Origin of the sequence: Streptomyces sp. SID5910 (assembly GCF_009862125.1) — a bacterium.
In the GTDB taxonomy this organism is placed as follows: domain Bacteria; phylum Actinomycetota; class Actinomycetes; order Streptomycetales; family Streptomycetaceae; genus Streptomyces.
Window position 1 is genome coordinate 1 of record NZ_WWHX01000124.1, and the last position, 12,009, is coordinate 12,009.

General features: G+C 73.5%; 13 protein-coding genes. 9 read left to right on the top strand and 4 right to left on the bottom strand.

Translation table 11 applies throughout. The annotated features are described in order from the left end of the window. From GTW67_RS04630 to GTW67_RS04645, 4 genes are all read left to right on the top strand, one after another. On the top strand, nucleotides 1-615 hold a 615-nt coding region (locus GTW67_RS04630), incomplete at its 5' end, for an ABC transporter ATP-binding protein (RefSeq protein WP_161163514.1). A gap of 3 nt (nucleotides 616-618) precedes the next feature. Further along, complete coding sequence (locus GTW67_RS04635; RefSeq protein WP_161163515.1) at nucleotides 619-1,929, top strand: FtsX-like permease family protein; 1,311 nt, start codon at nucleotides 619-621, stop codon at nucleotides 1,927-1,929. Between the two features lie 142 nt (nucleotides 1,930-2,071). Further along, on the top strand, nucleotides 2,072-2,929 hold the full coding sequence (locus GTW67_RS04640) for an AAA family ATPase (protein WP_161163516.1): 858 nt from the start codon (nucleotides 2,072-2,074) through the stop codon (nucleotides 2,927-2,929). Further along, nucleotides 2,926-4,317 (top strand): VWA domain-containing protein, encoded by a 1,392-nt coding sequence (locus tag GTW67_RS04645; protein WP_161163517.1) that lies wholly within the window; start codon nucleotides 2,926-2,928, stop codon nucleotides 4,315-4,317. The genes GTW67_RS04640 and GTW67_RS04645 overlap by 4 nt, the downstream gene beginning before the upstream one ends. A gap of 28 nt (nucleotides 4,318-4,345) precedes the next feature. On the opposite strand, the gene GTW67_RS04650 is transcribed toward GTW67_RS04645, so the two are convergent. The 3 genes from GTW67_RS04650 to GTW67_RS04660 form a co-directional block, all read right to left on the bottom strand. Then, entirely contained in the window at nucleotides 4,346-4,708 is a 363-nt protein-coding gene (locus GTW67_RS04650) for a cupin domain-containing protein (RefSeq protein ID WP_161163518.1), read from the bottom strand. A 78-nt stretch (nucleotides 4,709-4,786) separates the two neighbouring features. Continuing rightward, nucleotides 4,787-5,764: a pyridoxal-phosphate dependent enzyme gene (locus GTW67_RS04655; protein ID WP_161163519.1), complete on the bottom strand. Its 978-nt coding sequence runs from the start codon at nucleotides 5,762-5,764 to the stop codon at nucleotides 4,787-4,789. Next, nucleotides 5,761-6,459, bottom strand: coding sequence for a helix-turn-helix transcriptional regulator (locus GTW67_RS04660; protein ID WP_161163520.1), 699 nt, complete (start codon nucleotides 6,457-6,459; stop codon nucleotides 5,761-5,763). The genes GTW67_RS04655 and GTW67_RS04660 overlap by 4 nt, the downstream gene beginning before the upstream one ends. A 134-nt stretch (nucleotides 6,460-6,593) precedes the next feature. Here GTW67_RS04660 and GTW67_RS04665 point away from each other — a divergent pair, with 134 nt between their 5' ends. The 4 genes from GTW67_RS04665 to GTW67_RS04680 are packed head-to-tail and all read left to right on the top strand — an operon-like array spanning nucleotide 6,594 to nucleotide 9,709. Continuing rightward, nucleotides 6,594-7,022: a GntR family transcriptional regulator gene (locus GTW67_RS04665; protein ID WP_161163521.1), complete on the top strand. Its 429-nt coding sequence runs from the start codon at nucleotides 6,594-6,596 to the stop codon at nucleotides 7,020-7,022. Beyond that, nucleotides 7,019-7,918 carry an ATP-binding cassette domain-containing protein gene (locus GTW67_RS04670; protein ID WP_161163522.1) on the top strand — a complete coding sequence of 300 codons (900 nt, stop codon included), beginning with the start codon at nucleotides 7,019-7,021 and terminating at the stop codon, nucleotides 7,916-7,918. Before GTW67_RS04665 ends, GTW67_RS04670 begins: the two co-directional genes overlap by 4 nt. Next, on the top strand, nucleotides 7,915-8,871 hold the full coding sequence (locus GTW67_RS04675) for an ABC-2 membrane transporter-related protein (RefSeq protein WP_161163523.1): 957 nt from the start codon (nucleotides 7,915-7,917) through the stop codon (nucleotides 8,869-8,871). Before GTW67_RS04670 ends, GTW67_RS04675 begins: the two co-directional genes overlap by 4 nt. Nucleotides 8,872-8,923: 52 nt before the next feature. Further along, a complete protein-coding gene (locus tag GTW67_RS04680) occupies nucleotides 8,924-9,709 on the top strand; it encodes a class I SAM-dependent methyltransferase (RefSeq protein WP_161163524.1) in 786 nt (261 codons plus the stop codon). A 48-nt stretch (nucleotides 9,710-9,757) separates the two neighbouring features. On the opposite strand, the gene GTW67_RS04685 is transcribed toward GTW67_RS04680, so the two are convergent. Then, nucleotides 9,758-10,063: a hypothetical protein gene (locus GTW67_RS04685; protein WP_161163525.1), complete on the bottom strand. Its 306-nt coding sequence runs from the start codon at nucleotides 10,061-10,063 to the stop codon at nucleotides 9,758-9,760. Nucleotides 10,064-10,271: 208 nt separating this feature from the next. Between GTW67_RS04685 and GTW67_RS04690 the strand changes: the two genes are divergently transcribed. After that, nucleotides 10,272-11,933, top strand: a complete 1,662-nt coding sequence (locus tag GTW67_RS04690; RefSeq protein ID WP_161163526.1) for an alkaline phosphatase D family protein — start codon at nucleotides 10,272-10,274, stop codon at nucleotides 11,931-11,933. The last annotated feature ends 76 nt before the right edge of the window (nucleotides 11,934-12,009 follow it).

The following is a 12,009-nucleotide window of genomic DNA, read 5'->3' on the forward strand; positions in this document are numbered from 1 at the left end:
GGCTCGGGCAAGTCGACGCTGCTCCAGTGCGCGGCGGGCCTGGACCGGCCGGACGGCGGCATCGTGTGCGTGGACGGTACGGAGCTGACGGGCGGCGGTGAGGCGGAGCTGACGAAGTTCCGGCGCGGCCGGGTCGGGTTCGTGTTCCAGCAGTACAACCTCCTCGACACGCTGACGGTGGCGCAGAACACGGTGCTGCCGCTGAAGCTCGCCGGGCGGCGCGTCGACCGGCAGCGGGCGCGGGACGTGCTGACCGCGGTCGGGCTCGGCGACCGGCTCGGCCACCGCCCCGACCAGCTCTCGGGCGGTCAGCGGCAGCGGGTGGCGATCGCGCGGGCGCTGGTCACCGAGCCCCGGGTGATCTTCGCGGACGAGCCGACGGGCGCGCTGGACACGCGCAGCGCGCGGCAGGTGCTGCTGCTGTTGCAGGAGGCGGTGCGGGTCCATGGGCGGACCGTGGTGATGGTGACGCACGACCCGGTCGCCGCGTCGTACGCGGACTCGGTGGTCTTCCTCGCCGACGGCCGGCTCGCGGGCCGGCTGGACGCGCCGACGCCGGACGCGGTGGCGGAGCGGCTGGCGCACCTGGGCGACGACATGCCGGTGGGGGTGTGAGCGATGTTCACACTGGCTCTGCGGTCGATCCGGCGCCGTCCCGGGCGGTTCCTGGCGACGCTGCTGTCCGCCTTCCTGGGCGCGGCGATCATCATGACGTTCAACTCGATGCACGACACGGCCGGGCAGCCCGGCGTCGACTCCGTCAGCTCGGAGACGCTGGGCACCGCCGCGGGCGTCGTCGGCGGTTACGGGACGCTGCTGGTGTTCTTCGCGGTGGCGTCGACACTCACGGTCAACGTGCGTCAGCGCACCGCCGAACTGGAGCTGCTGCGCTGCTCGGGGGCGACCCCGGCTCAGCTCAAGCGGATGGTCGTCGGTGAGGCGGTGGCCGTGGCGCTGGTCGGCGCGCTGCTGGCGATCGGCCCGGCGATGCTGGGCGGGCGGGCGCTGCTGGCGATGTTCCAGGACAGCGGCCAGGTGGCGGAGTCGGTCGACTACTCCTTCGGTCCCGTCGCGCTGCTGAGCGGCGTGGACATCACCCTCCTCGCCTCGGCGGGCGCCGCGTTCCTGGCGGTGCGGCGGGTGACGCGGGGCGGCCGGGAGCGGGCCGGGGCGAAGCGGTTCCTGGCCGGCGCCGCGCTGGTCACCGGCGCCCTCGGGGCCTGCTCGACCTTCCTGTTCTCGGCGACGGACGAGGCGCTGATGGCGGCGCCCGCCTACGGGGCGATCCTGCTGTCGGTGGGCTTCGCGCTGCTGTCGCCGAAGCTGCTGAAGGGTGTGCTCGACCGGCTGCCGCTGAGCGGCGCGAGCGGCTGGCTGGCCGTGCGCAACCTGCGCGAGCGGGCCGCGCATCTCGCCGGCATCCTCGTCTCGCTGATCATGTTCACGGCCGTGTCGACGGCGACGGTCACCATGCAGGCCGTGGAGAGCGACGCGGTGAAGGCGTCCGGGCTGGTCAAGTCGGTCGACGCCAAGAACCTGGAGACGCTCAACCTCACGGTGGTCGGCATCATCGCGGTGTTCGTCTGCGTGATGCTGGTCAACTCTCTTTACGCGGCGACGACCTACCGCTCCCGCGAGTTCGGGCAGCAGCGGCTGGCGGGGGCGACGCCCGGGCAGGTGCTCGCCACGGTCGGCACGGAGGGCGTGATCATCACCGTCACGGGCGTGTTCTTGGGGACGGTGGCCGCGCTGGCCGGGGTGGTCCCCTTCACGGTCGTCCGCACCGACGCGGTCCTGCCGGACCAGTTCCTCGGGGTGTGGCTCGCGATGACGGCGGTCTCGGCGGCGGTGACCCTGGGGACGAGTCTGGCGACGGCACGGCGGGTGCTGCGGACACCGGCGGTGGGGGCGGTGACGCTGGCCGCGTGAAGACTCGGCGGTGTGCCGGGGACGCCCGTGGACCGGGGCGTCCCCGGCAGCGTCTCGTGCGGGACACCGAAGCGCGTGACACCGGCGCTGAACAAGCGCTTAGATAGAGGCCGTAGACCCTGTCCCGAGCTGGAGGTCCCCGGTGTTCACTTCCGTCGACGACGTCTCCGCCCGGCTCGCCGCGACCGGCTATCTGGCCTCGCCCGCGGTCGCCACGACCGTGTTCCTCGCCGACCGCCTCGGCAAGCCGCTGCTGGTGGAGGGCCCCGCCGGGGTCGGCAAGACCGAGCTGGCCAAGGCCGTCGCCGCCGTCGCGGACGCCCGGCTGGTGCGGCTCCAGTGCTACGAGGGCGTGGACGAGTCCCGGGCGCTGTACGAGTGGAACCACGCCAAGCAGCTGCTGCGCATCAGCGCCGGCCGCGACGAGAGCTGGGACGAGACCCGGACGGACATCTTCAGCGAGGAGTTCCTGCTCACCCGGCCGCTGCTGACCGCGATCCGCGGCGACGAGCCCAAGGTGCTGCTGATCGACGAGACCGACAAGGCGGACGTCGAGGTGGAGGGCCTGCTCCTGGAGGTGCTCAGCGACTTCCAGGTCACCGTCCCGGAGCTGGGCACCATCACCGCGACCCGCCGGCCCTTCGTCGTGCTCACCTCCAACGCGAGCCGTGAACTCTCCGAGGCACTGCGCCGGCGCTGCCTGTTCCTGCACATCGGTTTCCCCGAGGAGGAGCTGGAGCGGCGCATCGTCCGGCTGAAGGTGCCGGGGCTCGACGAGGCGCTGGCCGCGTCCCTGGTGCGGGTGGTGGGCGCCCTGCGCGCCATGGACCTGCGCAAGCTGCCCTCGGTCGCGGAGACGATCGACTGGGCCCGCACCCTGCTGGCGCTCGGCGCCGGCACCCTCGACGAGAAGGTCGTACGGGACACCCTGGGCGTCGTCCTCAAGCATCACGACGACGTGCAGAAGGCGGCGGCGAAGCTCGACCTGGACGCGCTGTGACCACCGGCGCGGGCGTGACCGAGCGGCTGACCTCGCTGGTCTCCGCGCTGCGCGCGCACGGCATCCGGATCGGCACGGGTGAGAGCGTGGACGCGGCGCGGGCGGTCGAGGCGCTGGGCCTGGCGGACCGGGAGCTGCTGCGGGAGGGCCTGGCGGCGACGCTGCTGCACTCCCCCGGCCAGCGCCGGGTGTTCGACCCGGTCTTCGACCTGTACTTCCCGCGCCGGGCCGGTGGTCCGGAGTCCGGCCCGGCGGGGCGGGACGAGCTGCGGGACCGGATCGCCGACGCGCTCGCGGCCGACGACCGGGCACTGCTGGAGCGGCTGGCCGCGGAGGCGGTCGAGGGGTTCGGCGGCTACGGCTCCGCCGGCGCTCCCGGCTCCTCCGGGGGCCCCGGCTCCTCCGGTTCGGACGGCTGGTCGTCGCACCAGACGCTCGACCGGCTGCGCCCGGGGACCCTGCTCGCCCGGGTCCGCGACGACGTGCGGGCGCGCGGCGGCGCCCCGGGCTTCACCGACCGGCTGCTGGAGGACGAGATCCGGCGCCGGATCGAGGACTTCCGGCGGATGGTGGCGTCGGAGGCGCGGCGGCGGGTCGCCGAACGGCGGGGCCGGGACGAGATCGCCCGGCGGGCGGTGGCCACGACCCCCGACCGCGTCGACTTCCTGCTCCTCGGCAAGGACCGGCTGGCCGAGCTGCGCCGCACCGTGCAGCCGCTCGCCCGCAAGCTGGCCACCCGCCTCGCGGCCCGTCGGCGGCGGGCCTCCCGGGGCAGCATCGACCTGCGGCGCACCCTGCGCGGTTCGCTGTCGACGGGCGGGGTGCCGATGCGGCCGGTGCTGCGCAGGCGCCGTCCGGTGCGGCCCGAACTGGTGCTGCTGTGCGACGTGTCGGGGTCGGTGGCCGGGTTCTCGGACTTCACGATGCTGCTGGTACAGGCGCTGCACGACCAGTTCGGCAAGGTGCGCGTCTTCGCGTTCGTCAACCGGGTCGACGAGGTGACCGGGCTGCTCGTGCACGGCGCCGCCGACCCGGAGGGGCTCGGCGCCCGCATCGGGGAGCACGCCACGCTCACCGCCTGGCACGGCAGCAGCGACTACGGGATCGCCCTCGGCGAGTTCGCGGAACGCTACGGCGACGCGGTGGGCCCGCGCACCACCGTGTTCGTGCTGGGGGACGCCCGGACGAACATGGGCGACCCGAATCTCGCCGCCGTACGGGAGATCGCCGGGCGGGCCCGCCGGGTGTACTGGCTCAACCCCGAGCAGCGCTCCCGCTGGGGCACCGGCGACTCCGCGGCGCCTGAGTACGCCGAGCTGGTCGAGATGCACGAGTGCCGCAACGCCCGCCAGCTCGGCGCCCTGGTGACCCGGCTGCTGCCGGTGTGACGCGCCGGGTGGCCTCCCGGGCCGTGACCTAGTCGGCCTTGGCGTACTCCTTCGCCATGGCCCCGGCGAAGTCGTAGACCACGCACTGCTCGTCGCCGACGACCCAGGCGTCGTGCCCGGGCGAGCAGACGAAGACGTCGCCGGGACCCACCTCGCTCTCGGTGCCGTCGTCGTCCATGCGGACGCACATGCGTCCCTGGACCACGTAGCAGTTGTGGTGGATCATGCAGCTGTCGGTGCCCGCGATGGGTCCCACGGACTCCGACCAGCGCCAGCCCGGCTCGAAGGTGGCGACGGCGAAGTCGAGCCCTTCCATGTGCACGGCCTCGATGTGCCCCCGGGGGAAATCGCGCCGCTCGTCCGGCTTGTCGAGCGTCTTGGCCTCGAACATGACGCTCCTCCTTTCCCTGCCCCCGCACTCCATCGTCCGCCTGTCAAGTCGGGGGCGCCATCCGGGGGACGGAGGGATTCAGCCGGCGCTGCCGCACAGGCGGGCGAAGCGGTCGGCGTCCACGTTGCCCCCGGAGAGGATCGCGCCGACCCGGCCGGGCAGGGGTCCGGCGCGGCCGGTGAGCAGGGCGGCCAGCGGGGTGGCGCCGCTCGGCTCCAGGACGATCTTCAGCCGCTCGAACGCGAACCGCATGGCGTCCCGGATCTCGTCGTCGGAGACCAGCACGATCCCGTCGACCAGCCGCCGGTTGAGGGAGAACGTCAGCTCGCCCGGGGTGTGCAGGGCCTGGCCGTCGGCGATGGTGTGCGGCACGGGGACGCTGACGCGGCGGCCCGCCTCCAGGGAGCGTTTGGTGTCGTCGCCGGCCTCCGGTTCGACACCGAGGACCCGGGTGCCGGCGCCCGGGCCCTTGACGGCGGTGGCGCTGCCGGCGATCAGTCCGCCGCCGCCGACCGGGACGACCAGCGCGTCCAGTTCCCCCGTCTCCTCGACCAGTTCGAGGGCGGCGGTGCCCTGTCCGGCGATGACGTGCGGGTGCTCGTAGGGCGGGATCAGGGTGAGGCCGCGTTCGGCGGCGAGGGCCTCGGCGATCGCGACCCGGTCGCCGGTGTAGCGGTCGTAGGTGACGATCTCGGCGCCGTAGCCCTCCGTCGCCGCCCGCTTGGACGGCGGCGCGTCCTCGGGCATGACGATCACGGCGGTGGTGCCGAGCTCGCGGGCGGCGAGGGCGACGGCCTGGGCGTGGTTCCCGGACGAGTAGGCGGCGATGCCCCGGGCCCGCTCCTCCGCGGTGAGGCGGGAGGCCGCGTTGTAGGCGCCGCGGAACTTGAAGGCGCCCACCCGCTGGAAGTTCTCGCACTTGAGGAAGACCTCGGCGCCGACGAGGGCGTCCAGGGTGCGCGAGCGCAGTACGGGGGTGCGGTGGGCGACGCCGTCCAGGCGGGCGGCGGCGGAGCGGACGTCGTCGAGGGTGACCGGCGGGGTCGTGGTCGTCACGCGTGTCCTCCAGCGGGGTCGGTGCCGGCGGCGGGGCCGGCCGTGGCGCGGGCCTGGGAGAGGTAGTTGTAGGCGGAGGCCCGGGAGATGCCGAGCCGGGCGGCGACCTGCTCGACCGAGCGGCGCACGGCGAACACGCCGCGCCCGTCGAGGTCGCGGAAGAGTTCGAGGCGCTGGGCGCGGTCCAGCGCCGACCAGTTGCGGTCCCGGCGCAGCGGGTGGGCGTCCACGATGGCGTCGACCACGGCGTCGATGTCGTCGCCGAAGGTGGTCACCGGCGGCTCGGCGGGGAGACCGGCGGTGCCGGCCAGGGCGCCGAGGAGGGCGTGGGCCCGGTCGACGGCCGTGACGTCCAGATTGACGCACAGGGCGCCGAACACGGCCCCGGTGGAGTCGCGGAGCACCATCGTGGAGGACTTCAGCAGGGTGCCGTCGCCGGTGCGCGTGACGTAGTTCAGCTCGTCCCGCGCCGCGTCGCCGCGGGCCCGCACGCGCATGCCGATCTCGCTCATCGCCCCGCCCACCGTCCGCCCGGTCAGCGAGCCGGCGACGGCGACGACCGACCGCTCGGGCTGCCGGTAGTCGTGCAGCACGACCTCGCAGACCGGGCCGAACGTCGCCGCGAGGCCCTCCACGACGGGGCGCAACGCGGCCAGCACGGCGTCCCGTTCGGCGTCCGGAGTCGGTGCGCTCATCCAGGGCCTCCCCACTCGGTCTTCCAGAATTCTGAGACTACACGTCCAATCCTGGACTGTCAGTCCAAAGCGTCCCCCGTGTTTGACAACCACCCGTGATCTGATCATGCTTCTACTAATGAATTAATGAAAGCATGGAAGGTGACGTGGTCGAGTACCGGATCGATCGACAGAGCGGCGTCCCGGCCTATGTGCAGATCGTGCGGCAGACCGAACAGGCACTCCGGATGGGTGTGCTGCGGGTCGGGGACAAGCTCCCGACGGCCAGGGAGGTCGTCGCCGCCACCGCCATCAACCCCAACACCGTGTTCCGGGCGTACCGGGACCTGGAGCAGGCCGGCCTGGTCAGGTCGCGGCGCGGGCTCGGGACCTTCGTGACGCGGTCGCTGGCGCGGCCCGGCGCGGAGGACGACTCGCCGCTGCGCACCGAGCTCACCGCCTGGGTCGCACGGGCCCGGTCGGCGGGGCTGGAGCGCGACGACGTGCTGGCACTGGTCACGGCGGCGCTCGATGAACACGAGCAGGAACACGAACATGAGCACGAACATGAGGAGAACGCATGACCGGGCCTGACGAGCCCGCCGCGCTGAGCGCCACGGACCTCGGGTTCCGCTACCGGGCGCGCGGCGGCTGGGCCCTGCGGGACTGTGGATTCACGGTGCCCCGCGGCCGTATCACCGCCCTGGTCGGACGCAACGGCGCGGGCAAGAGCACGCTGCTGCACCTGGCCGGCGGTCTGCTGCGCCCCACCCGGGGCGGGATCCGGGCCCTGGGCACCGCCCCGGACACGGCCGGGGCACGCGCCCGGGTCGCCCTGGTCACCCAGGACAAGCCGCTCTACCCCCGCTTCACCGTGGCCGACACGCTGCGCATGGGCGGCAGGCTCAACTCCGTGTGGGACGCCTCCGTCGCCGAACAGGTCGTCCGTGAGGGCGGCATCGCCCTCACGGCACGGGTGGGCGAGCTGTCGCCGGGCCGGCGCACCCGGGTGGCGCTCGCCCTGGCCCTCGGCAAGCGGCCCGAACTGCTGCTCCTCGACGAGCCCCTCGCCGACCTCGACCCGGTCGTACGCGGCGAGATCATGGCGACGCTGATGGCCGAGGCGGCCGGGCGCGAGGTGAGCATCGTGCTGTCCTCGCACGTCCTGCCCGACCTGGAGCAGACCTGCGACTGGGTGGTGCTGCTGCGGGACGGACGGGTCGCGCTGAGCGAGGACGCCGACGTGCTCCGTGAGGGCCACGCCCTGCTCACCGGGCACGTGGACGAGGAGCCGGCGCTGGCCGGGCACACCGTCGTGCACCGCCGGGCGCACGGGCGGCAGCTCACGGCACTGGTCCGGCGGCGGGGCCCGCTCGGCGGCGACTGGTGCGTCGAGCGGCCCGGCCTGGAGGAGATCCTCCTCGGCCACCTGCGGTCCGGCGCGGACAGCGCGGCCGAGGACACGAAGGAGGCGGCGTGAAGGGCTCGTTGTGGCTGGCGTGGCGTCAGCAGCGGGTACTGGTGGCCTGCGGTGCCGCCGTCCTGGTGGCCGCCGTGGCGCTCGCCGCGTACTTCCGCTCGGGCATGCTCGACGACCTGCGCAGCGGGGTGTTCGACCACTGCGACCCCGGCCCGCTGTACTGCACCGGACCGGACGCCGGGCTCCCCCGCTTCCTGGACGTCGAACCGCTCAAGCTCCTCGGGGCGCTCAACATCGCCCTGCCCGTGCTGGTCGGCATGTTCTGGGGAGCGCCGCTGCTGGGGCGGGACCGGGAGCTGGGCACGCACCGGCTGGTCCTGTCGCAGGGCGTGAGCCGGACCCAGTGGTTCGCCTCCCGGTTCGCGCTGGCCGTGGGGTGCACCGTGGCCCTGTCCGGCGGCCTGGCGCTGCTGTTCCGGTGGTGGTGGGAACCGGCCGCCAACCGCAGCTACGGCGTCTTCTGGTACGAGGCCACCGCCCTCACCGGCTCCGGCCCCAGCACGGTCGCCGCCGCGCTGTTCGGCCTGGCCGCCGGCACACTGGCCGGGCTGCTCGCCCGCCGGGTGCTGTCCGCGATGGCGTGGACGCTGCTCGTCACCTCGGCGGTGGCGGTGCTGGTGCAGTGGACGCACCGGGCCCGGCTGCTGGTGCCGCCCGAGCGGTACGTCAGCTCCGGGTGGCAGCCCAAGCCGCCCATGGGTGAGAAGTGGTCCACCGGGCGCTACGGCCTCGTCACCGCCTCCGGCCGCCACGAATCCGTGCTGACCTGCCCCTACCCGTCCGGCGGCGAACTGCGCCGGTGCATGACCGAGCACGGCTATGTGGCCCGCTCCTACGAGGCCAACCCGGCCGGCGACTACTGGACGTTCCAGTGGGTCGACACGGCGCTGCTCGGCGGCCTCGCCCTCGCGCTCACCGTCGCCGTGGTCCTGCTGCTGCGCCGCCGGGTCTGACCCCGGCCCGTCGCCCCCTGCCCTTCCCCTCTTGTACGGAGGTTCGTCCGTCATGCCCAAGGACGCCAAGTCCCCGAAGAAACTGCGCAGCAACCGCGCCGCGCTCACCCACAAGGTGGGCTACGCGCTGCGCCACCCCGAGCGCGTCGCGCCCTACGTCCGCCGGGCCGGCCGCGACGCGTGGCTGCGGCTCAAGCACCCCGACCACGTCGGCTACTACCGGGCGGTGATGGCCTCCGACACCCGCCGCGACCCGGAGGCCGCCGTCGGCAGCCGGACCCACGACCGCTGGCTGGCGCTCGGACAGATGCAGTTCGACTACCTCGTCGAGCACGGACTGCGCCCCGAGCACCACATGCTCGACATCGGCTGCGGCAATCTGCGCGGCGGCTGGCGCTTCATCGACCACCTCGACAGCGGCCACTACTACGGCGTCGACATCTCGCCGGACATACTGATCGCCGCCAAGAGGACGCTCACCGAGCGCGGGCTCCAGGAGAAGCTGCCCCACCTGACCATCACCGGCGACCTCACGCTGGACTTCCTGCCCGACGACCACTTCGACGTCGTCCACGCGCACAGCGTCTTCTCCCACTCGCCGCTCAGCGTCATCGACGAGTGCCTCGTGCACGTCGGCCGCATCCTGACGGACACCGGGTTCTTCGACTTCACCTTCGACCGCACGGAGGGCACCGAACACCAGGTGCTGCGCGAGGACTTCTACTACCGCACCGAGACCCTGCTCAGCCTGGCCCGCCGGCACGGCCTCCAGGCGCGGTTCATGGAGGACTGGGAGAAGCGGCCGCACGGCCAGTCGAAGATCCGCGTCAGCCGCTAGAACGGGCGTCCGGACCCGCGGCCCCGGTGCCGGACGATCCGTCCGGTGCTACGGCCGCGGATTGGTGCGCCGCCACCCGGGCCGGGCGTCCGCCCCGCGACGCCCGGCCGCGGCGGCGCAGCGGGGACAGACCCGGCGCACCTCGTCGGCCGCGCCACCCGACTCGGGCAGCACGTCGGCCCAGCCGACCGACGGGAAACGCGACAGCTGCGACCGGTGCAGGGACAGCCCGCACACGGTCTGGTTCATGCCCTGCTCCCACGCGTGCACCTCGCCGGCCGGCAGCCAGCGGTTGTCCTCCGCGTCCCACCAGCGGCCGGAGGCCGCCACCTCGTAGCGCCGTGTCCTGGCCATCGCCCCGGCCCGCCGCCTCTCCTCCGCCGCGTACCCGCACTCCCGCCCGCGCCGGGTGCCCCGGGCCCGAGCCGGCCACACACGCGTACCGCCTCCTGTGTGATCACTCCGCACGTCCTGCCCGTTTCGGTCATTTTGTCTGCATAGCATGCGGCGTCCGCGCATCGCGGCTCTTCCCGACGCGAGGTCCCGTACGAGAGGACACCAGATGGCGCCCACGGGCCGTCACAGCGCACTGGCCGAGCACGCCTTCTCCCCGCACGACGCCGTGCTGGGCGCCGCCGCCCGCCACCTCGGCCGCCGGCGCTTCCTCACCGTCACCGCGGCCGCCGCCGCGCTGGCCTTCTCCACCAACCTGCCGGCCCGGGGCGCGGTCGCCGCCCGCGAGCGGACCGCCCGCATCACCAAGGACCCCTTCACCCTCGGCGTCGCCTCCGGCGACCCGCTGCCGGACTCCGTGCTGCTGTGGACGCGGCTGGCGCCCGAGCCGTTCCTGGAGGACGGCGGGATGGGCACGGAGCGGGTCGCGGTCGAGTGGGAGATCGCCCTCGACGACTACTTCGCGGGCGTCCTGTTCCGGGGCACCGCCGACGCCCACGCCGAGTACGCCCACAGCGTGCACGTCGACGTCACGGGCCTGACACCGGGCACCGAGTACTACTACCGCTTCCGGACCGGGTCCTGGATCAGCCCGACGGGCCGCACCCGCACCGCGCCCGCGCCGGGCAGCGACCCGGGCTCCCTGAAGCTGGCCGCCGTCGCCTGCCAGGCCTACCAGGACGGCTACTACACCGTGCTGCGGCACGTCGCCGAGGACGACGTCGACATGGTCTTCCACCTCGGCGACTACCTCTACGAGTACGCCGTGAACTCGGCGGGCGGCGAGCGCCGCTACACGGACATCACCCTGCCCGACGTGTTCAACCGCGAGACCATGACCCTCGCCGACTACCGGCTGCGCTACTCGCTCTACAAGACCGACCAGGACCTCCAGGCCGCGCACCACGCGCACCCCTTCGTCGTCTCCTGGGACGACCACGAGACGGAGAACAACTACGCCGGCAGCATCCCCGAGAACGCCGTGCCCCCGGCCGAGTTCCTGCTGCGCCGGGCCGCCGCCTACCGCGCCTACTGGGAGAACCAGCCGCTGCGCGCCGCCCAGCTGCCGCAGGGCCCCGACGCGCAGCTGTACCGCCGGCTGCACTGGGGCACGCTCGCCCAGTTCGACATCCTGGACACCCGCCAGTACCGCTCCGACCAGGCCTACGACGACCGCCCGCACGCGCCCGGCGCCGAGTCCGACGACCCGGCGCGCACCATGACCGGCGCCGCGCAGGAGAAGTGGCTGATCGACGGCTGGCGGGGCTCGACGGCGCTGTGGAACGTGATGCCGCAGCAGGTCTGCTTCTCGCAGCGCAAGTTCGACGTGACGGCCGACGCCGCGCTCTCCATGGACGCCTGGGACGGCTACCGGGCGTCGCGGAACCGGATCGTCGCCGGCGCGAAGTCCGCCGGGGTCGACAACTGGCTGATCCTCACCGGCGACGTGCACGTGTCCTACGCCTTCGACGTCAAGGAGAACTTCGACGACCCCGCGTCCACGACCCTGGGCACGGAGGTCGCCTGCACCTCCGTCGCCAGCGGCCGGGACGGCGTCGAGCAGCCCGCCAACTGGGACACGTACATGCGGGCCAACCCGCACATGAAGTTCTACAACGGCAAGCGCGGCTACGTCCGGGCCGAACTGGGCCGCCAGGCCGCCCACCTGGACTTCAGGACCGTCCCCGCCATCAGCACGCCCGGCGCGGCCGTCACCACGGCCGCGTCCTTCGTCACCGAGGCCGGCGCGCCGGGCCTGAACCCGGCCTGAACCCGGCCCGAGCCGGACGCGGCGCGCCCGTGCGTGTACTGCACTTGCACCCACCACGTCCCCCATCGCGGGAAAG

Bases quoted from the DNA above. Each gene is read 5' to 3' on its own strand.
- GTW67_RS04635 (WP_161163515.1), top strand. From the start codon at position 619: ATGTTCACACTGGCTCTGCGGTCGATCCGGCGCCGTCCCGGGCGGTTC.
- GTW67_RS04650 (WP_161163518.1), bottom strand. From the start codon at position 4,708: ATGTTCGAGGCCAAGACGCTCGACAAGCCGGACGAGCGGCGCGATTTC.
- GTW67_RS04660 (WP_161163520.1), bottom strand. From the start codon at position 6,459: ATGAGCGCACCGACTCCGGACGCCGAACGGGACGCCGTGCTGGCCGCG.
- GTW67_RS04665 (WP_161163521.1), top strand. From the start codon at position 6,594: ATGGAAGGTGACGTGGTCGAGTACCGGATCGATCGACAGAGCGGCGTC.
- GTW67_RS04670 (WP_161163522.1), top strand. From the start codon at position 7,019: ATGACCGGGCCTGACGAGCCCGCCGCGCTGAGCGCCACGGACCTCGGG.
- GTW67_RS04680 (WP_161163524.1), top strand. From the start codon at position 8,924: ATGCCCAAGGACGCCAAGTCCCCGAAGAAACTGCGCAGCAACCGCGCC.
- GTW67_RS04685 (WP_161163525.1), bottom strand. From the start codon at position 10,063: ATGGCCAGGACACGGCGCTACGAGGTGGCGGCCTCCGGCCGCTGGTGG.
- GTW67_RS04690 (WP_161163526.1), top strand. From the start codon at position 10,272: ATGGCGCCCACGGGCCGTCACAGCGCACTGGCCGAGCACGCCTTCTCC.